The 21,064-nt window shown below is 68.9% G+C and carries 18 protein-coding genes; 6 read left to right on the top strand and 12 right to left on the bottom strand.

Annotated features, from left to right (window positions below; all coding sequences use genetic code 11):
• Positions 1–27 precede the first annotated feature (27 nt).
• A complete protein-coding gene (locus tag ACH438_RS18665) occupies positions 28–1,479 on the top strand; it encodes a nitrilase-related carbon-nitrogen hydrolase (RefSeq protein WP_397006728.1) in 1,452 nt (483 codons plus the stop codon).
• A gap of 212 nt (positions 1,480–1,691) precedes the next feature.
• Here ACH438_RS18665 and ACH438_RS18660 read toward each other — a convergent pair whose 3' ends face one another.
• The 5 genes from ACH438_RS18660 to ACH438_RS18640 form a co-directional block, all read right to left on the bottom strand.
• Entirely contained in the window at positions 1,692–2,765 is a 1,074-nt protein-coding gene (locus ACH438_RS18660) for a sucrase ferredoxin (RefSeq protein WP_397006726.1), read from the bottom strand.
• 49 nt (positions 2,766–2,814) lie between these two features.
• On the bottom strand, positions 2,815–3,375 hold the full coding sequence (locus ACH438_RS18655) for a YdeI family protein (protein ID WP_397006724.1): 561 nt from the start codon (positions 3,373–3,375) through the stop codon (positions 2,815–2,817).
• Positions 3,376–3,553: 178 nt separating this feature from the next.
• Complete coding sequence (locus tag ACH438_RS18650; protein WP_397006722.1) at positions 3,554–4,318, bottom strand: alpha/beta fold hydrolase; 765 nt, start codon at positions 4,316–4,318, stop codon at positions 3,554–3,556.
• A gap of 101 nt (positions 4,319–4,419) precedes the next feature.
• Positions 4,420–6,327 (bottom strand): DNA polymerase Y family protein, encoded by a 1,908-nt coding sequence (locus ACH438_RS18645; RefSeq protein ID WP_397006720.1) that lies wholly within the window; start codon positions 6,325–6,327, stop codon positions 4,420–4,422.
• A 39-nt stretch (positions 6,328–6,366) separates the two neighbouring features.
• Complete coding sequence (locus ACH438_RS18640; protein WP_397006718.1) at positions 6,367–7,119, bottom strand: hypothetical protein; 753 nt, start codon at positions 7,117–7,119, stop codon at positions 6,367–6,369.
• Positions 7,120–7,355: 236 nt separating this feature from the next.
• Here ACH438_RS18640 and ACH438_RS18635 point away from each other — a divergent pair, with 236 nt between their 5' ends.
• Positions 7,356–8,486, top strand: coding sequence for a serine/threonine-protein kinase (locus ACH438_RS18635; protein ID WP_397006716.1), 1,131 nt, complete (start codon positions 7,356–7,358; stop codon positions 8,484–8,486).
• A 3-nt stretch (positions 8,487–8,489) separates the two neighbouring features.
• Here the strand turns inward: ACH438_RS18635 and ACH438_RS18630 are convergent, their stop codons facing one another.
• Together ACH438_RS18630 and ACH438_RS18625 are read right to left on the bottom strand one after the other, a co-directional pair.
• Positions 8,490–9,131 carry a response regulator gene (locus tag ACH438_RS18630; protein WP_397006714.1) on the bottom strand — a complete coding sequence of 214 codons (642 nt, stop codon included), beginning with the start codon at positions 9,129–9,131 and terminating at the stop codon, positions 8,490–8,492.
• A gap of 72 nt (positions 9,132–9,203) precedes the next feature.
• Complete coding sequence (locus ACH438_RS18625; RefSeq protein WP_397006712.1) at positions 9,204–10,529, bottom strand: PspC domain-containing protein; 1,326 nt, start codon at positions 10,527–10,529, stop codon at positions 9,204–9,206.
• 209 nt (positions 10,530–10,738) lie between these two features.
• Between ACH438_RS18625 and ACH438_RS18620 the strand changes: the two genes are divergently transcribed.
• Both ACH438_RS18620 and ACH438_RS18615 read left to right on the top strand, forming a co-directional pair.
• Entirely contained in the window at positions 10,739–12,457 is a 1,719-nt protein-coding gene (locus ACH438_RS18620; protein ID WP_397006710.1) for a PspC domain-containing protein, read from the top strand.
• Positions 12,450–12,653: a hypothetical protein gene (locus ACH438_RS18615; protein WP_397006707.1), complete on the top strand. Its 204-nt coding sequence runs from the start codon at positions 12,450–12,452 to the stop codon at positions 12,651–12,653. Before ACH438_RS18620 ends, ACH438_RS18615 begins: the two co-directional genes overlap by 8 nt.
• A gap of 244 nt (positions 12,654–12,897) precedes the next feature.
• Here the strand turns inward: ACH438_RS18615 and guaA are convergent, their stop codons facing one another.
• A complete protein-coding gene (guaA, locus tag ACH438_RS18610; RefSeq protein WP_397006705.1) occupies positions 12,898–14,487 on the bottom strand; it encodes a glutamine-hydrolyzing GMP synthase in 1,590 nt (529 codons plus the stop codon).
• A 172-nt stretch (positions 14,488–14,659) separates the two neighbouring features.
• Between guaA and ACH438_RS18605 the strand changes: the two genes are divergently transcribed.
• Complete coding sequence (locus ACH438_RS18605; RefSeq protein ID WP_397006703.1) at positions 14,660–15,484, top strand: alpha/beta fold hydrolase; 825 nt, start codon at positions 14,660–14,662, stop codon at positions 15,482–15,484.
• A gap of 218 nt (positions 15,485–15,702) precedes the next feature.
• Here ACH438_RS18605 and ACH438_RS18600 read toward each other — a convergent pair whose 3' ends face one another.
• Complete coding sequence (locus ACH438_RS18600) at positions 15,703–16,869, bottom strand: GuaB3 family IMP dehydrogenase-related protein (RefSeq protein WP_397006701.1); 1,167 nt, start codon at positions 16,867–16,869, stop codon at positions 15,703–15,705.
• 77 nt (positions 16,870–16,946) lie between these two features.
• Positions 16,947–18,506: an IMP dehydrogenase gene (guaB, locus tag ACH438_RS18595; protein ID WP_397006699.1), complete on the bottom strand. Its 1,560-nt coding sequence runs from the start codon at positions 18,504–18,506 to the stop codon at positions 16,947–16,949.
• A gap of 343 nt (positions 18,507–18,849) precedes the next feature.
• Here guaB and ACH438_RS18590 point away from each other — a divergent pair, with 343 nt between their 5' ends.
• Complete coding sequence (locus ACH438_RS18590; protein ID WP_029923780.1) at positions 18,850–19,263, top strand: DUF5319 domain-containing protein; 414 nt, start codon at positions 18,850–18,852, stop codon at positions 19,261–19,263.
• Positions 19,264–19,314: 51 nt separating this feature from the next.
• Here the strand turns inward: ACH438_RS18590 and ACH438_RS18585 are convergent, their stop codons facing one another.
• A complete protein-coding gene (locus ACH438_RS18585) occupies positions 19,315–20,487 on the bottom strand; it encodes an anti-sigma-D factor RsdA (RefSeq protein WP_397006696.1) in 1,173 nt (390 codons plus the stop codon).
• Positions 20,480–21,061, bottom strand: a complete 582-nt coding sequence (locus tag ACH438_RS18580; protein WP_397006694.1) for a sigma-70 family RNA polymerase sigma factor — start codon at positions 21,059–21,061, stop codon at positions 20,480–20,482. The genes ACH438_RS18585 and ACH438_RS18580 overlap by 8 nt, the downstream gene beginning before the upstream one ends.
• Positions 21,062–21,064: the final 3 nt, after the last annotated feature.

The following is a 21,064-nucleotide window of genomic DNA, read 5'->3' as shown; positions in this document are numbered from 1 at the left end:
ACAACCGCGGTGACCAGCATTGATCAGGTGAAACAGCTGCTGTTTACGCTTGCCGCGGCCGGGATTTCGACGATGCTGTGGTGGCTCGGCACGGGGTTGCATCCGGTGCCGGTGGTCGTCATGTTCGCGCCGCTGCCCGTGCTGCTCGTCGCGCCGCGGATTCCCGCATGGATGGCCTTCGCGGCCGGATTCGTGTCCTGGCCGGCCGGGGCCTACGGCTATATCCCCTACTTCACCAGCACATTGGAGCAACCGCCGCTCGCGACGGTCGTGCTGCTGGGGATCACCGCCACGACGTATGCGGCGCTGATCGCGTTGACCCGCATCCTGATTCGTCGCGGCCGGCTCGCCGCCGCGGTGCTCGCGCTACCGGCGGGGTGGGTCACGATGGAGTATCTGATCTCCCTGCGAGCCCCGTTCGGGGCGTGGTGGAGCCTGGCCTACACGCAGGTGAAAGTGCTGCCGCTGATCCAGGTCGCGTCATTGACCGGGTGGCTGGGTGTCTCGTTCCTCGTCATGCTGGTGCCGGCCACGGCGGCCGTGCTGCTCGCCACCGGCGCGCCCCGCCTGCCGCGAATCCGTTGCGCCGCTGCCGCGTTCATCGTGCTGATCGTCGTATTCGGTTTCGGTTTCTGGCGGCTGTCCCAACCCGCCGGGGAAGCACCGGTGCAGGTAGGTGTGCTCGCCGTCGCGCAACCCGACGACTATGTACCGGTCGATTCGGCCGACGGCCGGGACATGATCACCCGCGTGGTCGCCGAAGTCGACCGGCTCGCCGACCGCGGTGCACGCATAGTCGTACTACCGGAGAAGTCCTGGCGAGCAACGGATTCCACCCTGCCCGCCCTGTCCGGCCCCCTCACCGAGGTAGCCACGCGGCGCGGCGTACACGTGATCGCCGGTCTGCTCCTCACCCGCGGCGCCACCACCACCAATGTCGCCATCGACTACCCGACCGGCACCGTCTACGCCAAACACCACCTGGTCCCCGGCCTCGAAGCCGACCTGACCCCCGGCACCGGCGTCCAGCAGATCCCCGGCACCTCCTGGGCCCTGGCCGTCTGCTTCGACCTCGACTTCCCGGACCTCCTGCGCGCCAACCGCACCGCCGGCGCCACCATGCTCCTGGTCCCCGCCCTGGACTTCGGCGACGACCACTGGCTGCACAGCCGCATGGCAGTCCTGCACGCCGTCGAATCCGGCCTCGCCCTCGCCCGCCCGGCCCAACTGGGCGACCTCGTCCTCAGCGACGCCCAAGGCCGAACCCTCGCCTCCATCACCACCAACATCGCAACAACCCACTCCGCCCTGGCCGCCCTCCCCCAACCCACCACCCCCACCCTCTACTCCCGCCTCGGCGACTGGCCGGCCCGCCCCGCCGCCCTCCTCCTCGCCTTCACCCTCCTCAGCGCCTTCCGCCGCCCCAACTCCCGAACCAACGCCCCTGCACACCAAACAAATCCGGTAGCCGCTCGGTAAGAAGTCTTGGGCGCCAGCCGAAATCGCCCCGGATCGCCCACCCGGCAGGGCCTTGCCTCGCCGAGTGGGCTCGGTGCAGCGGCCGAACCGAATCGGCCACTACGACCGTGGCCGATCGGCGCCCGGCCCGCAGCTCGGAGCCATGCCGAACTACTCACAGAGCCAGCGGAATCGTGAACGAACGGGCCGGTCATACTGCCCCGCCGGCGAACTCAGCCCAACAGCCGGACCGAGTCGGCGACTACTGCGGTAGCCGGTTTGGGTCCGGCGCCGCAGCTTGCCTGGCGTGGCGCGTAAGCGATCGTGCGCGCGGTGACCAGCCAGCGGCGGCCGTCCCGGTGGGTCACGATCGCCGCACCAGCGAAGGTCGCCGGATCACCGGGGATCGGCGCATCGGCGGCGGACGCGGGCTCGACCACCAGATCACCCACGCGGGCATGCGAATCCGCATCGCCGGCGGCGACAGTCCATCCCGGCCCGGTCGCCGGGAAACTTGTCCCTGTCGCGGTCGCTGTGCCCGGGATCGGCGGGGCGGTGTCTGGGGCCGGGGCGAAGCTCCGGGGCGCCGGGTTTTCGCCGGTGAAGGATTCGTCGGCGATGCGCTGGCGGACGGCTACTTCCGCGACCTGCTCGACCGGTGTGTAGCAGCTGCGGCCACGGAGGCCGGTGAGGGAAACCTCGCCGCGGCGGGCGGCGTCCAGCATGGTCAGGGCCGAATCCTGGTCCAGGCGGCCGTAGGTCAGGCCGGTGGGGAGGAGCACCACGGCGGGCGCGAAACGGTGGCCGCCGGTGTGGGAGCACTCCCACACGTCCGGGTAGGCGGCGGCCAGGCCCGCGGCGATGGGGCGGCCGAGCAGGGCGCAGCACTGGTCGCGTTTGCCGTGCGCGCACACCAGGACCAGCGGATCCGTCACCGGCTCACCGATGCCCGGAGCCGGGCCGTTCAGTAGATGCAGGTCCAGGTCCAGTAATTGCTTCAGGTCGGTGATCTCGAACCGCTCGCACCAGGAGCCCTCGGGGCGCGAGCTCGCGATGAGAATCGTTCGCACGCCCTCGAATTCATTGCGCCCGGGCCGCCGGATGAGCATGGGCCGCACGTGCGCGGCCTTGGTGCGGGCGGCCAGTTCGACGGTGATCTCGGCGCCCAGCACCTCGTCGCCGATCACATCCCGTCCCCACGCGCCGGGCTGTTCCACGCACAGCCAGCCGGTGATGCGGGTCGCGCTGCCGGGTAGCGGAATCTCCTGTGCGGCAGCCGAACACAGCATGCCCTCGAACCCTGTCACAGCGAAAACTCCCGTACCGCGGCCGATCTCACCGGCACTTCGAGCCTCGTCACAACGGCTGCCCGTCGATCAGCTTGCGAATGATCTGGTCCAGGCGCCGCGCCCGCGTCTCCGGGCGGGCCGCGCTGCCCAGGTGGTAGCCGACCGCGATGCGGGACTGCATGGGCAGCGTCTCGAAGAAGGCCGCCGCCTCCGGGTATCGGGTCAGCGCGGCGAGGAAATCCTCCGGCAGGTCACCACCCACGGCATTGTCCCAGCGCCCGTCCTGTTTGGCGTCGTCGATCTCCGCCTGCCCCGCCGGATGCATGAGCCCTTGCGCGATCAACTCCCCCGCGATCCCCACATTCCGCTGCGACCACTGACTGCGCCGCCGCCGCGGCGTGAAACTCATCAGGTAGAAGTCGTCGTCGATGCGCCGGGACTGCCCGTCGATCCACCCGAAACACAGGGCCTGCCGCAGCGCCCCCTCGTAATCCAGCGAAACCTGCCCCGAGCCCTTCTTGGCGAATTTCAGCCAGATCCCGTCCACCGCCGCATGGTTGGCGGTCAGCCATTCCCGGAACGACTGCTCGTCGGGGAACAACAGCGTGGGACGCTCGGATGCGGACACGACTCAACTGTAGATTCCCGCCCGCAAACCCCCGCCACCTGCCGCGCGAACGCATGAGTAGCCATCGAACGAGCGTCCATGATCGCGCCGTCCAGCGGGCGACGATGATTACGCCACCGAGCGGGCACTCATGGTGGCGGCCTCTCGCACGATGCCGCAACCATTGCCCGCTCGCGGTTCAGTGGCCGAGGAAAGGGAGGACTTGGGCTTCGAATTCGCGGTAGCGGTCGCGGTGGATGCTGTGGCCGCAGGTGAAGGTGCGGACCGTGCAGTCGGGGATGGTGGCGCGCATTTGGTCGAGTTTGTCCGGGTCGACCATGCCGCCGGGACCGCCGCGCAGGAAGAGGGTGGGCGCGGTAATCTCGGACAGGCCTGCCCACCATTCGGGATACGGCTTTCGGAACTGTTCCAGCGCCGTGCCCGTCATGGACCGGTCGAAGGCCAGGACCGCGCGCGGATGCCGGATCAGGCTGCTGGTCGCGTGCCACAGTTCCGGCACCGAGGGCAGGCGGCGGGTGAAGGTCATCTGCTCGTCGCCGGAGCGCAGCGGCAGCGGCTGCTCCTCGATGACCAAGCGCCGCACCAGTTCCGGCCGTTCCATGGCGGTCCAGGAAATGGCGTAGCCACCGAGTGAATGCCCGACGAGATCGACCCGCTCCACCCCGAGCCGTTCACACAGTCGCAGCGTGTCCGCCCCGAATTCCGGGAACCGATACGAGCCGGCATGCGCACTGCGGCCGTGCCCGCGCAGATCGGGAATGATCACGCGTCGCCCGTGCTGCACCAGTTGCGCCGCCAGCCGATCCCAGGTGTGCCCGTCCCCGCCCATCCCGTGCACCAGCACCACCGGGACATCGCTGAGCGGATGACCCGCCGCCGCCCCGGAATCCCGGTAGGCGATCTGCACGTCGCCCAACTCGACCCGGTTGACCGTCAACTCCACGATCAACCAGCGTACGGACCGCCGCCGGACCCGCGCCGCACTTTGTGTGCACTGCCATAGCTCCGCAATCGGCCCGCGCAGTGCCCGTGACCAGCAGGCTCTCACTCGTACAGCCCCTCCACATGCCAGGTGCGGTCGTACCCGAGCAACAGCAGAGCCGGGAGGGTGCGCTGCTCATCCGGCGGCAGCAGCACCTGCGCCCGAGCGGCATACCCGTGCTGAAACAAGCGCTGGGAGGTGGAGCGGTGCGTCCACCACCGATCGTCCAACGGCCAGGGCCCCGCCCACCCGTCCAGATCCCAACTGCGACTCCCCCAGTGCAACCGCACCGGCTCGGCAGTGAACAACCCCCGATCGGTCACCCAAATGGGCTCCCCATCCGCCGCCTCCAACCGCACCTCCGGCCGATTGGCCAGAATCACGCTCGGCGCCGGCTCCGGCAGCCGCCCCGGCCACGGCTGCGCCGGATCCGCCGCCGGCACCGGCTCGTCCCCCAGCGCCACCATGGTGACCCGCTCCGCCGGCCCCCGCCCCCCACTCAACACCCCCATCCGCACCGCACCCCCACCCAGCAACCCCTGCACCCGGGCCAGTGCCCGCCGCGCCCGCTCCTCGTCCTCCCCCACCCCACCCCACAACCCGAGCTGCAACGCCCCCGCCGCCACCACTTCCACGGGTTCCAGCCGCAGCAAGGTAATCGGGCCTCCGAGCCCACCCGGCGCCCCATCCTCCGAATCCAATTCCCCCGCATGGAGATCCGCGCCTATACCCGGCATACGACCCGACTCGGCGGCCTGACCGCTGGGCGCGAGTGCCCGCCCGCCCCGGCCATCTATATCCCGCGACTCGCCCTCCGGATCCTGTTCCCCAGCAGTGATATCCGCGCCCACCTCGACGGCGCGACCGAGCTCTCGCCAGGAGCGGTCACCAGGCGCGTGTGCTCCTCGCGGCCGATCGGCAGTCCGACCTCCGATGCCTCGTCCGGGTACGCCCGAGCGACGAGTATTGCCTGGGCGGCGGTGGAGGGCGCGGCGGGTGAGCCAGCCGTCGAGTTGCCAGCGGATGCGGTCGGCGGTGCTGTCGGGGGTGAGGGGTTCGGCGCAGCGCCAGGTGCGGGAGAGGTGTTCGCCCGCTTCGGTTTCCGCGTGGATGACGAGGCGGGTGCAGGCCACGGCGGCGTTGGCGAGTTGCTCGTGCAGGCGGGCGGCGAGCATGCGGCCGGCGAAGGCGGCGGCGTCGACGCGTTCGATCGGTGGGTCGCAACGGTATTGGACGGTCAGGTCCGGGGGGATGGGGCGGGCCGAGGGCGGGCGTTCGGGGATGGCGCGCGCACAACGGTGCGCGGCAATGGCATCCGAGCCGAAGCGGGACGACACCTCGGCGGGGGTCAGCGCCGCGAAATCGCCGATCCGGCGCAGGCCCAGCCGGTGCAGCAGGTCGACCAGGTCGCGGCGTTCCGGTGCCGCCAGCACCGGCTCACCCGCGATTTCGGAAATCGGCAGCGGGGCAAGGAACTCCGCACCCTTACCGACGGGCACCAGGGTGGCGTGCCGCGCCGCCAGCACCGCGGTGGACAGCTCGTCCGCGATCCCGATCTGGCATTCCACGCCGACCGCCGCGACCGCGTCCACCAGCCGCTCCGCCGCCGCTTCCTCCGATCCGAAGAACCGGGCCGCGCCCCGCGCGCCCAGCACCAGCAGTCCCGGCCGCAGCACTTCGACTCCCGGCACCGTGCCGTCCACCGCCGCCACCACGGGCTCGAACAAGCGCGCGTCCCGGTCCGTATCCTCCTGCGCCACCAGCAGTTCGGGGCACCGCCCCTGCGCCTCCCGCTTCCTCAGCCCACGCCGTACCCCTTCCGCGCGCGCCACCGCATTACAGGCCGCCACCTTGTTGTTCGCCAGCACCGCGACCGCCCGGGTCGCCGGCGCCCCCGCCTCGGCGGCCGCCGCCACCGCCGGCCAGTCCAGGCACCACACCGCCAGCACCCGCCGAGCCTTCACACCCATCTCTTCGGATGACCGGAAGGGCCGGGAACGACGGAAGGGTCAGGAAGCGGCATGGCGGTCGATGGGTAGCGGCTCTGCCGTAAGAGGTTGGACGACGGCGGGTTCCGTATCCACCCATTCGACCCTGCCGTTGCAGGGACTCATGGCCAGGTGCCCGGTGCGTGGTTGCGCGGAACGGCCGTGCACGGAGACGTTCAGGCGGACGCCGCGGAGCCGCCCGCACCCGCGCCCGAGTCCGCTGTAACCGGTGACCCGCGTGTCGATCCGCAGCACCGGCCCCGCCCAGGCCCCGCCGGTGACCACGAGCGTGGCGTTCTTACTGCGCGCCTTGGCGGTGAGAATTCGGGTGCGGGACATGGGGATCGACGCGCCACCCAGATCCAGCACCACCAGATCCAACCCATCCAGCAAAACCGAGGCAATCTCCAACGGGTCGTCGCCCGGTTCGGCGACCACGGCCAAACGGTCCAGCCGAGCACCCATTTCGGCAGCAGCCAGCAAGCCCAGCCGCGGCAGTCCCACCACCGCGGCATGACCGCCCGCGGCGGTGACCGAGGCCAGCAAACCGGCGAGCAACGAACTCGCGCCCCGGTACGCCACCACCGAGCCCTTCGCCAATCCGCCGTCCGGCAGCAGACTCTCCAGCGCGGGCGGCACCGGCAGTGCCTCGCGCCGTTTCTCCGTCGCGACCGGGGCCCGGTCGTGCGTGTCCGCGCCGCGCGCCGGAACTGCGGCAATGCGCTTGCGCAGTTCGGCCAGCTGCCGTTGTCTCGCTTCCACCGCCGAACCCATCTATCGACCACCTCTCCCCATCGACGGAGGACCCGACTCCCGGGAGCGCATGACTCCACCCATTTGCTCCGGACCGCGCACCACAATCAGCACCGATTCAGCTAACGATTTCGATCGAATGCATGTTCGATCAATGCACAGTAGAACTCGCGGCCGGGCGCGCGTCAAGAGGCAGTGGCGCAAACCTCGGGTTTCGAAGCAGGCCGGTTAGCACGGTTTTCGGCTACCCTGCACCCGTGACCGAACGCGCCCGTCCCATTCTCGGCCCCGATTCCCTGGTCGCCGGCCGTTACCGCCTGCAATCGAAGCTCGGCGGTGGCGGCATGGGCGCCGTATGGCTGGCGCACGATCGCATGCTGAAGCGCGATGTCGCCATCAAGCAGGTGCTTTCCACCGCGGGCCTCAGTGATGAGGAGGCCAATGCGGTCCGCAGCCGCATCATGCACGAGGGCCGGGTGGCCGCGAAGCTCTCGCACGAGCACGCCATCGCCGTCTACGACGTGGTGCTGGAGGCGGGTGAACCCTGGCTCGTCATGGAGTACCTGCCCTCCCGCAGTGTCGCCAAGGCGCTCGCGCTGGTGGATCAGCTCTCCCCCATCGAGGTCGCGCAGATCGGCGCGCAGGTGGCGGACGCGCTCGCGGCCGCGCACTCCGCCGGCATCGTGCACCGCGATATCAAGCCCGGCAATATCCTGGTCGCCGATCGCGGCGACGAGGTCGGCATGGTGAAGCTCAGCGACTTCGGCATCTCCAGCGGCGCCAACGACACCAGCGAGGAGATCGGTGACGTCATCACCGGCACCCCCGCCTACCTGCCGCCGGAAGTGGCGCGCGGCGCCCGCCCCACCACCGCCAGCGACGTATTCTCGCTCGGCGCAACGCTGTACACGGCCATCGAGGGCCAGCCGCCCTACGGTTTCGACGACGACAGCGATGCGGTCGTGGAACGCGCGGCCATGGCGCAGATCATTCCGCCGCAGCGCAGCGGACCGCTCACCGCGGCCCTGCTGCACATGATGGAACCGGCGCCGCAACGCCGCCCCACCATGACCGAGGCGCGCAATGAAATCCTCACCGCCGTCTTCGGTCCCGGCACCGCGCCGTACATTCTCGGCGCCCCGGTCCGCACCGAGGACGGCACCATTCCGGCGTGGGCGGCCCGCAATTCCGCGGCCGGCCTGCGCAGTCCGCATTCCAGCCCGCTGCCCCGGCCGCCGCGGCAGCCCGCCGCGACTCCGGCTGCCCCGCAACCCAAGTCGAAGGGCTTCGACCTGAGCGCGCTGGGCCCCAATGCCGGGCCGTTAGCGGTGGCGATCGGGCTGCTCATCGGCATCCTGATCATCATCGTGCTGGTGGTCGTGCTGTAGTACTCAGTCGATGCGGCGGCGATGCGCCCACCGGGTGAGCGCATTGCGGTTGGACTGCTGGGTTTTGCGCAGCACGTTGGAGGCATGCGTCTCAACGGTTTTCACCGAGATGAAGAGAGTTTCCGCGATCTCCCGGTAGGTGTAGCCGCGCGCCAGCAGGCGCAGCACCTCCAGCTCGCGCGGGGTGAGCGAGTCGAGTTCCGGATCCAGCGGCGGTTCCGGCACCGGGGAGCGGCCGGTGAACGAGTCGAGCACGAAACCGGCCAGGCGCGGCGAGAATACGGCGTCCCCACCCGAGACCCGCCGGATGCCGTCCGCGAGTTCGGGACCGGAGATCGTCTTGGTGACATACCCGCGCGCGCCCGCCCGGATCACCGCGATCACATCCTCGGCGGCGTCGGAGACGCTGAGCGCCAGGCATACCGGGCCCGGATCGATGCCCTGCAGCACGGCCACGCCGCCCCCGTCGGGCATGTGTACGTCGAGCAGCACCACATCCGGTTTGGCCGTCTTGATTCCGGCGATGGCCTCGGCCACCCCGCCGGCCTCGCCGACCACTTCCATATCGGATTCCCGGCTCAGTTCCGCCCGTACCCCGGACCGGAACACGGCGTGATCGTCGACCAGAAACACCCGGACACTCACCTGTGACTCCTCACCTGACGCTCACCGATCCAGATTCCTGGGTCTCCCCCCACACAGCTTGCCTCATCGGGCTCACCGCTGCGCGGCGCCTTCCACAGTGTCCTGACTGTTTCCGTTGTCCGCGGCCTCCGGCTGCACGACGAGCCGTTCGTCGCCGCCGTCCTTGCGCGGCATGAAGATTCGCACCTCGGTGCCCCGGCCCGGCGCGGATTTGATCTCCGCGCGCCCGCCGCGCCGCTCGATCCGCGCGCGAATGGATTTCGCGAGCCCCTGCCGGTCGGAGGAGACCTGATCCATGTCGAAGCCCTTGCCGCGGTCACGCACGAAGATGCTCACCTGATGCGGCTCCACCTCCGCGAACAGGTCGATGGACGGCACCTCGGCATGCTTGGCCGCATTGACCAGCGCCTCCCGTGTCGCGCCCAGCACCGCGGTGAAATGCTCCTTGGGCAACCCCATCCCGCTCTCGTCGAGATCCATGGACACATCGCCCACGGTCACCGGCGTGACCTTCACCCCGTGCTGATCCTCCACCTCGCCCGCGATGGTCCGCAGCGCGGCCGCGAGACTGGACTGCGCCGGCGCGGTGTCGTCGAACAGCCACTTGCGTAGCTCGCGTTCCTGACTGCGCGCCAGCCGCACCACTTCCTGCGGATCATCGGCCTGCCGCTGGATCAACGCGAGCGTCTGCAGCACGGAATCGTGCAGATGCGAGGCGATCTCCTCACGCTCGTCATTGCGAATCCGCGCCGCCCGTTCGGCATTCAACGTCCGCACCATACGCAACCACAACGGCACAGTCAGCAGCCCCGCCCCGATCAACGTGACCGCCACCGCCAGCAACGCCGACCCGAGCGAACTCAGATTGATCCGAGCCAGCACCACCACCCCGAGCCCCACCACGATCAGCGTCGCCCCACCCACGATGCGCGCCCACGTCACCACCGAAGCCTTGGCCGGCAACCCGATGACGGATCTCGGCCCGTCCGCATCGAATTCGCGCCACACCAGCGCCGCACCGATCGCCACCACAATGATCGGCCCCACCACATGCGCGGCAGTCCCATTGAACAACCACGCCGTCACCACCGACAGCGACAACCCCAGCAACGCCAGCCCGACAGCCTGCCGCCGCTCCGCCGCCGTAGGCGCCACCGCCGCCCCCGTGGCCGGCGTGAAGATCCACAACATCCCATAGGCGACGATCCCGGCCCCGGCCAGCGCAGACAGCAAAACGAACGCCATCCGCACCTTGAAGACATCGACTCCGAGATGATCCGAAATCCCCCCGGCGACCCCACCGACAATCCGCCCCCCGGACCGCCGCATCAACTTGGGCGGCTGCACATCGGCAACGGCCCCGCGAGCAGGGTCGAACAAGGGCAGCGACGGATACATACCTCCGATACTGGCACGCACCCCCGACAGGCGACATCGGGAAACACCCCCATTCCAAACTCCCCCGGCTCCTACCATCGGTCGTGGCGGCACAGACCGTCCAGCCGGTATCCGATCACCTCCGCAGCTCCGGACAACCCCAAGTTCAGGTGCTTGTTCAGGGTGAACCCTGATGTGCCTGAACGGCATCGGACAGCACGATAGGACGCATGACGAGAACGAGCGACTGGTCCAGGAGCGCCGGGCGGGCCGGCTTCTCCGATCAGATTCACGACATTTGGCGGACGCGGCCGTTGCGGATGCCGCAGCACGGGCCGGTGGCCGGGGTCGCTGCCGGGTTCGGGCGGCGGTACGGGGTCGATCCGGTGCTGGTGCGGGTGGCGTTCGTGGTGTCGGCGCTGTTCGGCGGGGCCGGGATCGTGCTGTATCTGCTGTGCTGGCTGCTGCTGAGCCAGAACGGGGATCGGAACTCGCCGGCCGAATCACTGTTCGGCAAGGGGCAGAGCTCGCAGAACTCGTCCAAGACCATCGTGCTCATGGTGGCGTTGGGGATCGCCGTGAGCACGATGGGACCCGTCGGGATCGGGCTCGGCGGGTCCGGCGTGATCAGCTTCCTGCTCATGCTGGGCGGCTGGTGGCTGCTCTATCAGCGGCAACCGGTACCGCCCGCGGGATATGTGGAGCAGGCGGAGCCGGACAGTTTCCTCAATACCGGATACCCGGGCACCACCAACCCGTACTGGACCGGAGTGCCGGGCAATGCCGTCACCTTCGAGACCTACGGGCCGTACACCAAACTTCCGGACCATTACGAGCCCGACCCGAACGTGGCGCAACAGCCCTTGGCCGACGAGGCGCCCACCGAAGTTCTCACCGCACAACGTATTCCGGCCACCGATCCGGAATCCGACACGGCGACAGCGGTGTTGAACACGACCGCCCCGTCGGACGAGGCACCCACCATCAACCTGCGCGCCGACGGCGATCCCGCGAAAGATGATGCCGAAACGGTTGTGCTGCACAAGAATGCGAGCGGACCCGGCACCCCTGCCGACCTGGACAAGGACACTTCGGGAACGCTGGATGTAGCTGAGGCCGCGCAGTCCGCCGCCGGCTCGGGCCAGGACACCCCGCAGGATGCCCCGCCCGCCGACAGCAAACCCCCGGTCCTGCACCGCATTCCGCCGACCTCCCCGCTCGCGCCCCGCAGCTTCGGTGGCTACGGCCCGGCCCCGATCTCACCCGAGTTCGGCCCCACGCCGCCCGGCTGGGATCCGCTGGGAGTCGCGCCGCTGGCCTGGGACCTGCCGGAACCTCGCACGGCGGTGCGGGAACAGCCGCCGGTGCAGACACTGCCCCCGCGACCGCGCTCCCGGCTCACCCCGGTGACGATCGGCCTGGCCATCCTGGCCGCCGCGGCGGCCGGCGCGATGGCCGCCTCGGGCATAGATTGGATGACGCCCGGACGCATCGGCGCGGCCGCACTCGCGGTGCTCGGTATCGGCCTCGTCATCGGCGCTTTCATGCGCCGCGGGCACGGTCTGATGGTGTTGCTGGCCCCGCTGGCCGGATTCGTCATCCTGGCCTCGCTCATCGGCCCGATCCAGTTCGACAAGGGCGCCATGGGTGATCACCAGTGGGCCGCGCTGACCGGCAGCGAACTGGAGCCCGTCTATCACGTGACCATGGGGTCGGCCACGCTCGACCTGTCCAAGCTGCAGTTGACCGAGGATCGTGCGACCACGGTCAAGGTGCGGATGGGCGATGCCCGGGTGGTGCTGCCGCCCAATCTGCGGGTGCACACCGAGTGCACCGTGCGCATGGGCGATTCGAATTGCCTGACCGGTTGGTCCGGTCCGGCGACCGGTCCCGCCCTGAATCTGACCGTCGATGTGCAAATGGGAAATGCGGAGGTGAAACGTGGCTGAGAACAACAAGACCCGTCGTCCCTCGTTCTCGTTGCTGCTGGCCGGACTGCTCGGCCTGGGTGTGAGTGTGTGGGCCTTCATCGGCCCGCATTACTGGCCCGTGTCGGGCGGAGTATCTCTAGGCTGGATTGTGGTCATCGCGGCCATCGTGGTCGGTATCGTTCTGGTTCTGACCCCGCGTAAGAACCGGGATTGACCACCGCGCTGCCTCACCCTCGCCGAGGCAGCGCCACCCGGCCTTCGATGAACTGCCCTCGGAGAAGGCCGAAGGCCCCTCACCGCAAGGTGAGGGGCCTTCCTGTTCCGCCTCTCCGCGACTTCAGCGGGCGGCTGAGAGCCGTTCACCGTTCTGCACCCGTACAGGCGGTCAGGTGCCAAACCGATTTCGGAGGTACCCGGTGAGTTACCCGGATCCGCGCGAAATCAGTTGTCGCCTTTCGTCACTCCCATTCGATGGTCCCCGGCGGCTTGCTCGTCACGTCGAGCACCACGCGGTTGACGTCCGCCACCTCGTTGGTGATGCGGGTCGAGATGCGTTCCAGCACCTCGTACGGCAGGCGGGTCCAGTCGGCGGTCATGGCGTCCTCGCTGGACACCGGCCGCAGCACGATCGGGTGACCGTAGGTGCGCCCGTCGCCCTGCACGCCGACGCTGCGGACATCGGCCAGCAGTACCACCGGGCACTGCCAGATCTGCTTGTCCAGACCGGCCGCGGTGAGCTCCTCGCGGGCGATGGCGTCGGCCTGGCGCAGCAACTCCAGCCGATCCGCCGTCACCTCACCGATGATGCGGATGGCCAGGCCGGGCCCCGGGAAGGGCTGGCGCGCAACGATTTCCTCGGGCAGGCCGAGTTCGCGGCCGACGGCCCGCACCTCGTCCTTGAACAGCAGGCGCAGCGGCTCGACGAGCGAGAACTCCAGATCGTCGGGCAGGCCGCCGACATTGTGGTGCGACTTGATGTTCGCGGTGCCGGCGCCGCCGCCGGACTCGACGACATCGGGGTAGAGCGTGCCCTGGACCAGGAATTCGACCTTGGGAGCGGAGCTCCCCGAAGACGCGGTCTCGCCTTCCGACTTCACGACCTCGGCGACCGCGTCCTCGAACGACCGGATGAACTCCCGGCCGATGATCTTGCGCTTCTCCTCCGGATCGGTGACGCCCTTCAGCTCACCCAGGAACTTGTCCACCGCGTCGACGGTCACCAGCTTGGCGCCGGTCGCGGCGACGAAATCGCGCTGCACCTGCTCCCGCTCGCCCGCCCGCAGCAGACCGTGGTCGACGAACACGCAGGTCAGCTTGTCGCCGATGGCGCGCTGCACCAGCGCGGCCGCGACAGCGGAGTCGACACCGCCGGACAGGCCGCAGATGGCGTGCCCGCTGCCGACCTGCTCCTTCACCTGCGCGATGAGGGCCTCGGCGATGTTGGCGGGCGTCCACGCGCCCGGAATCCCGGCGATCTCGTGCAGGAAGCGGCTCAGCACTTGCTGTCCGTGCGGCGAATGCAGTACTTCGGGGTGGTACTGGACGCCGGCCAGCTTGCGCGCGCGATCCTCGAACGCGGCGACGGGCGCGCCCGCGGAGGTCGCGGTGACCTCGAACCCGGCGGGCGCGTCGGTGACCGCGTCGCCGTGGCTCATCCACACCGGCTGCCGGGTGGGCAGCCCGCCGTGCAGCACGCCGCCGTCGACACTCAGTTCGGTGCGGCCGTATTCGCGAGTCCCGGTGTGGGACACGGTGCCGCCGAGCGCCTGCGCCATGGCCTGGAAGCCGTAGCAGATGCCGAAGACCGGCAGTTCCAGATCGAACAGTCGCGCATCCAGTTGCGGTGCGCCGTCGGCGTACACGCTGGACGGGCCGCCCGAAAGGATCACCGCGAGGGGCTTCTTCTCGGCGATCTCCTCGACCGTGATGGTGTGCGGAACCACCTCGGAGTAGACGCTGGCCTCGCGCACCCGGCGCGCGATCAGCTGCGCATACTGCGCCCCGAAGTCGACAACAAGGACTGGTCGCTGGGTTTCTGCCACCGGCACAGTCTACGGAGCGACACAGGACACACATGACCCGGGCGACACCACCCGCAAGGGCCCTCCGACCTCCCGGTCCAGGGCACTCCGTCCTGGCCGCGCAGGTCCACCGGCATCTGCTGTGGCGCGGAGAAGGAAAGGCGCACTGCTTGTCAGAGTCAATGGCTATCCTCTATCCGTGCCATTCGCCCGTGCGATCGATGCCGAGATCCATTACCAGGACAGCGGGGGCGACGGTTCGGTAGTGATGCTCGGGCACGAATTCCTCATGGACCGAACGATGTTCGCGTCGCAGGACGCGGCATTGACGCCGGAGTTCCGGCTGGTCTCCTGGGACGCGCGCGCACACGGCGACACCCGTGACGAGGGGCTGCCGTTCACCTACTGGACCTGCGCCCGGGACGCCCTGACCGTCATGGATCAACTGTGCGTGGAACGCGCCGTGCTGGGCGGAATTTCGCAGGGCGGGTTCATCGCGCTGCGCACCGCCCTGCTGGCCCCCGAACGCGTGGCCGCCCTCATCCTCATCAGCACCGAGGCCCAGGAGCCCACCGCCCAGGAACTCGCGAATGCCCGCCGCTTCCTGGACAAGTGGCACGACGAACCGCTCCGCCCCGCCCTGGCCGACCATCTCGCCCGCAACCTCATCGGCGACGACGACTGGTATCGCGGCGTCTGGGCGAAGCACTGGCTGACCCGCGACCCCGCCGCCCTGACCGTGGCCGCCGGCGCGCTGCTGGAACGCGATTCGCTGCTCGATCGACTATCCGAAATCACCTGCCCCGCACTGATAATCCACCCCACCCAGAGCGGCATCCCGCACACCCACGCCCTCGAACTGGCGGCCCGCCTCCCCGATGCCCGCTACGTCGAAGTAGAAGGCGCCCGCCGCACCGTCAACCTCACCCACCCGGTAGCCGTCAACTCCGCCATACGCGAATTCCTCCGTGACCAAGCTGCTCCGCCTCTCCGTGACATCAGCGCCCGGCTCGGGAGCCGTTGACATCACTGCATGCGGACCGGCGGTTGAGTGCCGAACCAATTTCGGACGTCCCCGGGGAGTTACCCCGGTCGGCACGAAATCAGTTGTCGCTTTTGCAGAACGACGTTCCGCACGTTTGCAACGCGCCACACTGCCTGCTGTAACGACTCGCGCCCGTGTATCCGCCCTACTAGGGCACACACGCGGGCGCGAGACGAAAGCTCCTCAGGGTCGGTGAGTTACCTGACGTTCAGGCCGACCTTCTGGAATTCCTTGAGGTCGCTGTAACCGGCCTTGGCCATCGAACGACGGAGGCCGCCAACCAGATTCAGCGAGCCGAACGGATCGTTGGAGGGCCCGTTGAGGACCTGCTCCAGCGGCACGCGCTCCTCGTCGATGGCGTACGGCAGCACCGCGCCGCGCGGCACCGACGGGTGCGCGGCGGCCGAGGGCCAATACCAGCCGCTGCCAGGGGTTTCCGCCGCCATGGCGAGCGGCACGCCCAGCATGACCGCGTCCGCGCCGCAGGCGATGGCCTTGGCGATGTGACCGGAGGTCAGGGTCTCCCCGTCCGCGATGACGTGCACGTAGCGGCCACCGGTCTCGTCGAGGTAATCGCGCCGCGCCGCGGCGGCATCCGCGATGGCGGTGGCCATCGGCACGCCGATGCCCAGCACCTCGTTGGTGGTGGTCGCGCCCTGCATGGAGCCGTAGCCGACGATGACGCCCGCCGCGCCGGTGCGCATCAGGTGCAGCGCGGTCCGGTGATCGGACACGCCGCCCGCGACCACGGGCACATCCAGTTCGGCGATGAAGGTCTTGAGGTTCAACGGCTCACCGTCGCTAGCGACCGCTTGCGGGTCGCTCGAAACAACACCGCCGACATGCTCGGCGGAGATGATGGTGCCGTGCACCACCAGCAGGTCGATCCCGGCCTGCACGAGCGCCGGGGTGAGCGCCCGCGCGTTCTGCGGGCTGACCCGCACCGCGGTGGTGACACCGGCGGCCCGCACCTCGCCGACGGCGGCGGCCAGCAGGTCCGCCTTCATGGGCGCGGCGTGCAGCTCCTGCAGCAGCGCGACGGCGGCCTCGGTGCCTTCCTTCTCCGCGACCTCGGTGAGCTGCTGGATCTTGGCGTCCACATCGGTGTGCCGGGCCCACAGGCCTTCACCGTTGATGACGCCGAGGCCGCCGGCCTTGCCGAGCTCGATGGCGAACTTCGGCGAAACCAGGGCATCGGTGGGGTGCGCCAGGAACGGGATCTCGAATCGGTAGGCGTCCAGCTGCCACGCCAGCGAGACCTGCTTGGAGGAGCGGGTACGCCGCGACGGAACGATGTCGATATCGTCCAGCTCATAGGTGCGCCGGGCGGTCCGGCCCATGCCGATCTCGACCATATCGCGCATCGTTCAGTCCTTTCGGGTTCGTTTGCCGCACATGACAAAGCCGGTCCGCGGACTTTCCGTGAACCGACGGCGTCGGGCTACGAACGGGCGTTGTAGTTGGGGGCTTCGACGGTCATGGTGATGTCGTGCGGGTGCGACTCTTTCAGGCCCGCCGCCGTGATCTGCACGAACTGCGCGGCCTGCAGATCCGGAATGGTCTGCGCGCCGGTGTAACCCATGGCCGCGCGCAGCCCGCCCACCAGCTGGTGGACAACCTGATCCAGCGGTCCGCGGAACGGCACCCGGCCCTCGATGCCCTCGGGCACCAGCTTCTTCTCGGACAGCACGTCGTCCTGGAAGTAGCGGTCCTTGGAGTAGGACTTGGCCTCGCCACGTCCCTGCATGGCGCCCAGCGAACCCATGCCGCGGTAGCTCTTGAACTGCTTGCCGCCCACCAGAACCAGCTCACCCGGGGATTCGGCGGTGCCCGCCAGCAGCGAGCCGAGCATCACGGTGGACGCGCCGGCGGCGATGGCCTTGGCGATATCACCGGAGTACTGCACGCCGCCGTCGGCGATGACCGGCACGCCGTGCGGCTTGCACGCGGCGACTGCCTCGAGGATGGCGGTGATCTGCGGCGCGCCGACGCCCGCGACCACGCGGGTGGTACAGATCGAGCCGGGCCCGACGCCCACCTTGACGGCGTCCACGCCCGCCTCGACCAGCGCGAGCGCGCCGGCCCGGGTGGCGATGTTGCCGCCTACGATCTGCACGCGGTCGCCGACCTCGGCCTTGATCTTGGAAACCATCTGCAGCACACCGGACTGGTGGCCGTGCGCGGTGTCGACGACGAGCACGTCCACGCCGGCCTCGGTGAGGGTCATGGCCCGCGACCACGCGTCCTCGCCGACGCCGACCGCGGCGCCGACCAGCAGGCGGCCGTCGCGGTCCTTGGTGGCGTTCGGGTACTGCTCGGTCTTGACGAAGTCCTTGACGGTGATCAGACCGCGAAGTCTGCCGTCGCCGTCCACGATCGGCAGCTTCTCCACCTTGTGCCGGCGCAGCAGGCCCAGCGCGGCCTCGGCCGTCACGCCCTCCTGGGCGGTGATGAGCGGCGCCTTGGTCATGATCTCGGCGACGCGGCTGTTCTGGTCGACCTCGAAGCGCATATCGCGGTTGGTGATGATGCCGACCAGCCGGCCGGTCTCGTCCACCACGGGCAGGCCCGAGATGCGGAACCGCGCGCACATGGCGTCGACTTCGGCGAGCGTGTCGGTCGGGCGACAGGTCACCGGATCGGTCACCATGCCCGCCTCGGACCGCTTCACGGTCTCCACCTGCGCGGCCTGATCGGCCACCGACAGATTGCGGTGCAGCACACCCATACCGCCCGCGCGCGCCATGGAGATGGCCATGCGCGCCTCGGTGACGGTGTCCATGGCCGAACTCACCAGCGGGGTGCGCAGCGTGGTGTCGCGCGTCAGCTTGCTGGAGGTGTCGACCGAGCTCGGGATCAGATCGGAGGCGGCGGGCAACAGCAGCACATCGTCGAAAGTGAGGCCGAGCATGGCGACCTTGTCGGGATCATCTCCACCCGTATGGGGGCGGCCGGCGCGTCCGGCGATATCACTGCGTTCGCCCGTCACGGGACTGCTCATTCGGATCGACCCCTCCTGGACCTCGGCATCATCCACCGGACCGGGCACCGGTGGACGCTTGGATGAATGGCGATGCCGGCGTTTACTACCCGGCCTTTGAGGAACCATGGTATCGGTCGCATGCTGCTCTGTTTAACTGCCCTCCGCTGCGCTCCGGGCTGTTCGCGGCCCTCGTAACCCCGCTCTTCCCTCCTCCGCTCCTCCGCTTCGCTCCCCCGCTCCGTCAGTCCAGACCGGGGCGGGCCGCGAACCTTGTGGTGGATGCCACAAGTCTTCCAGCGAAGTGAGGGCAAATAGGCTTCAGCGCTGGCGCGGAGGGGGTGATTCTGCGTACCGTGGGACTGTGCGTGACCATCTACCACCTGGCTTGCCGCCGGATCCGTTCGCCGGAGACCCCTCCGACCCGTCGGCCGCGCTCGATGCCATCGAGCCGGGGGAGCCGCTGGATCCTCACGAGCGCCTAGCGGTCGAAGAGGATCTCGCCGATCTCGCCGTCTACGAGGCATTGCTGGCTCACCGCGGCATCCGCGGGCTAGTGGTCAGCTGCGAGGACTGTCGGCAGGACCACTACCACGACTGGGACATGTTGCGCGCCAACCTCCTCCAGCTACTGGTGGACGGCACGGTGCGCCCGCACGAGCCCGCCTACGATCCGACGCCCGAGGCGTACGTCACCTGGGACTACTGCCGGGGCTACGCCGACGCTTCCATGAACGAGGCGTTGCACGGCGACGGATTCGACGGGTTCGACGTCTGACTCATCGAGAAAGGGCCTGCATCCCATGGATGCAGGCCCTTTTCGGGTTGATCAGCGAATTCCGCCCGGAACCGGCAGCGGCACCACGGGAATCGTGGTCGGCACGGCCGGCGGGGCGGCGATCGGCGGCTTCTCGATCGTCGGATTCGAGCCCGGCTCGTGCCCACCGGGATTCGAGCCGGGTTCATACCCGCCAGGGTTCGACCCGGGGTTCGAGATCGTGCCCGGTGCACCCGCGGAGGGTTGCACCGGGACGGTCGTCGGCACTCCGGCCGAGGGCTGCGTGGCGGGCTCGGATGGTTCCGAGGATGGTTGCGCCGGCAGCGTATTCACCGGCGGCGTGGTCGGCAGGCTCGGATTCCCGCCGCCCTGGGACGGATTCGTCTCCGGACCCGGCGCGACCGTCATCGGGTTGATGCTGGTGCTCGGCGGCGTGATCTCGCCGCCCGGATTCGGCGCCGTCGTCGGGACCACCGGGGTGGTCACGGGCGGGTTGGTGGTCACCGGCGGCGTGGTCGTCGGGACGATCGTGGCAAGTTGCTGTGCCACGCTCGGCGCGACCGTCTGAATCTGCGACAGCACCTGCTGCCACTTGTTCAGCAGGTCGTCCTTCTTACCGCTGTCGTTGACCTGGGCCGCGTTGCTGGCCGCACGCTCCATGAGCGCCTGGGCCTGCTCCGGCTTCCCGGCCTGCACCAGCTGCTGGGCCTGCTGCAGATCGCTGCTCGCGTTCTGCACGATGGTGGACTGGGCCTGCTCGCTGAACACGACCTCTTTGACTTTCCACAGGGGATCGCCGGGGTTCGCGTTGTACGAGAAGGCCGTCAGGCCACCGATGACCAGCGCGAGTGCGGCCGCCGCACCGGCGATGGGACGCAGCAGCCGTAGTCGCCCTCTGGACTGCGCACCGATACGCGCTTGCCGGGCGCCTATCTCTTGATTGACCGCTGCGACAATGGCATCCAGGTCCGGTCCGGCCGGCAACGGCTCGGCCATGATCTCCGCGCGCCAGTTCGCGAGCAATGCCGCGAGCTGATACTCCTCGGTGGTCCCCGTCTGCACGGGGCCGTCACCGGCAATCGCATCGATCAACGCGTCATCGCGGCGCACCGCCGCGATGTCCACCGGCCCGGTGTCACCGGACGCCTCGGCATAGGGACCGCTGTTTTGCGATCCAGATCGCGCCTTCCAGTCGCCCCGACCGCGCTCGCCATCCCTAGCCATACATTTCACCTGCCCTCGCCACTTGAGACTTGAGTTTCGCGAGTGCCCTGTGCTGGGCGACTCGTATAGCCCCCGCTGTACTGCCCACAGCGGTTGCGGTTTCTTCGGCCGACAAACCCATGACCAAGCGCAGGATGAGGATCTCCCGATGCTTCTCCGGAAGCGTTGCCAGCAGAGCGTTCATCTGCCGGCTCGTTTCGGATTCGAGAGCTCGCTGCTCCGGCCCTTGGTCGGTGGATATGACATCCGGTACTTCGGCCATGGCGTCCGCCTTGTTACGGGCGGAATTTCTGTGAGCGTCGGCGACTTTGTGGGAAGCGATGCCGTACACGAAAGCCATGAACGGTCTGCCCTGATCCTGATACCGAGGCAGGGCTGTCATGACGGCCAGACAAACCTCCTGCGCGACGTCGTCCGCGGAGAGCTGACCCCGTTCGGCCGATCCGATCCGCGCACGGCAATACCGCACCACAAGGGGGCGGATGCTCTCCAGTACCTGGGCTAGAGCAGTCCGATCGCCCTGCGCTGCGGCAGCGACGATGGCGGGATCCAACTCCTCACCCGTGTTGTTCATCGT

Origin of the sequence: Nocardia sp. NPDC020380, assembly GCF_044386975.1 — a bacterium.
GTDB lineage: Bacteria > Actinomycetota > Actinomycetes > Mycobacteriales > Mycobacteriaceae > Nocardia.
This window is presented reverse-complemented; position numbering and strand designations above follow the sequence as displayed.

Excerpts from the sequence above, each read along its gene's own strand:
- ACH438_RS18645 (WP_397006720.1), bottom strand. The coding sequence starts at position 6,327 with ATGGGTGTGAAGGCTCGGCGGGTGCTGGCGGTGTGGTGCCTGGACTGG.
- ACH438_RS18640 (WP_397006718.1), bottom strand. The coding sequence starts at position 7,119 with ATGGGTTCGGCGGTGGAAGCGAGACAACGGCAGCTGGCCGAACTGCGC.
- ACH438_RS18625 (WP_397006712.1), bottom strand. The coding sequence starts at position 10,529 with ATGTATCCGTCGCTGCCCTTGTTCGACCCTGCTCGCGGGGCCGTTGCC.
- ACH438_RS18620 (WP_397006710.1), top strand. The coding sequence starts at position 10,739 with ATGACGAGAACGAGCGACTGGTCCAGGAGCGCCGGGCGGGCCGGCTTC.
- ACH438_RS18600 (WP_397006701.1), bottom strand. The coding sequence starts at position 16,869 with ATGCGCGATATGGTCGAGATCGGCATGGGCCGGACCGCCCGGCGCACC.
- guaB (WP_397006699.1), bottom strand. The coding sequence starts at position 18,506 with ATGAGCAGTCCCGTGACGGGCGAACGCAGTGATATCGCCGGACGCGCC.
- ACH438_RS18585 (WP_397006696.1), bottom strand. The coding sequence starts at position 20,487 with ATGGCTAGGGATGGCGAGCGCGGTCGGGGCGACTGGAAGGCGCGATCT.
- ACH438_RS18580 (WP_397006694.1), bottom strand. The coding sequence starts at position 21,061 with ATGAACAACACGGGTGAGGAGTTGGATCCCGCCATCGTCGCTGCCGCA.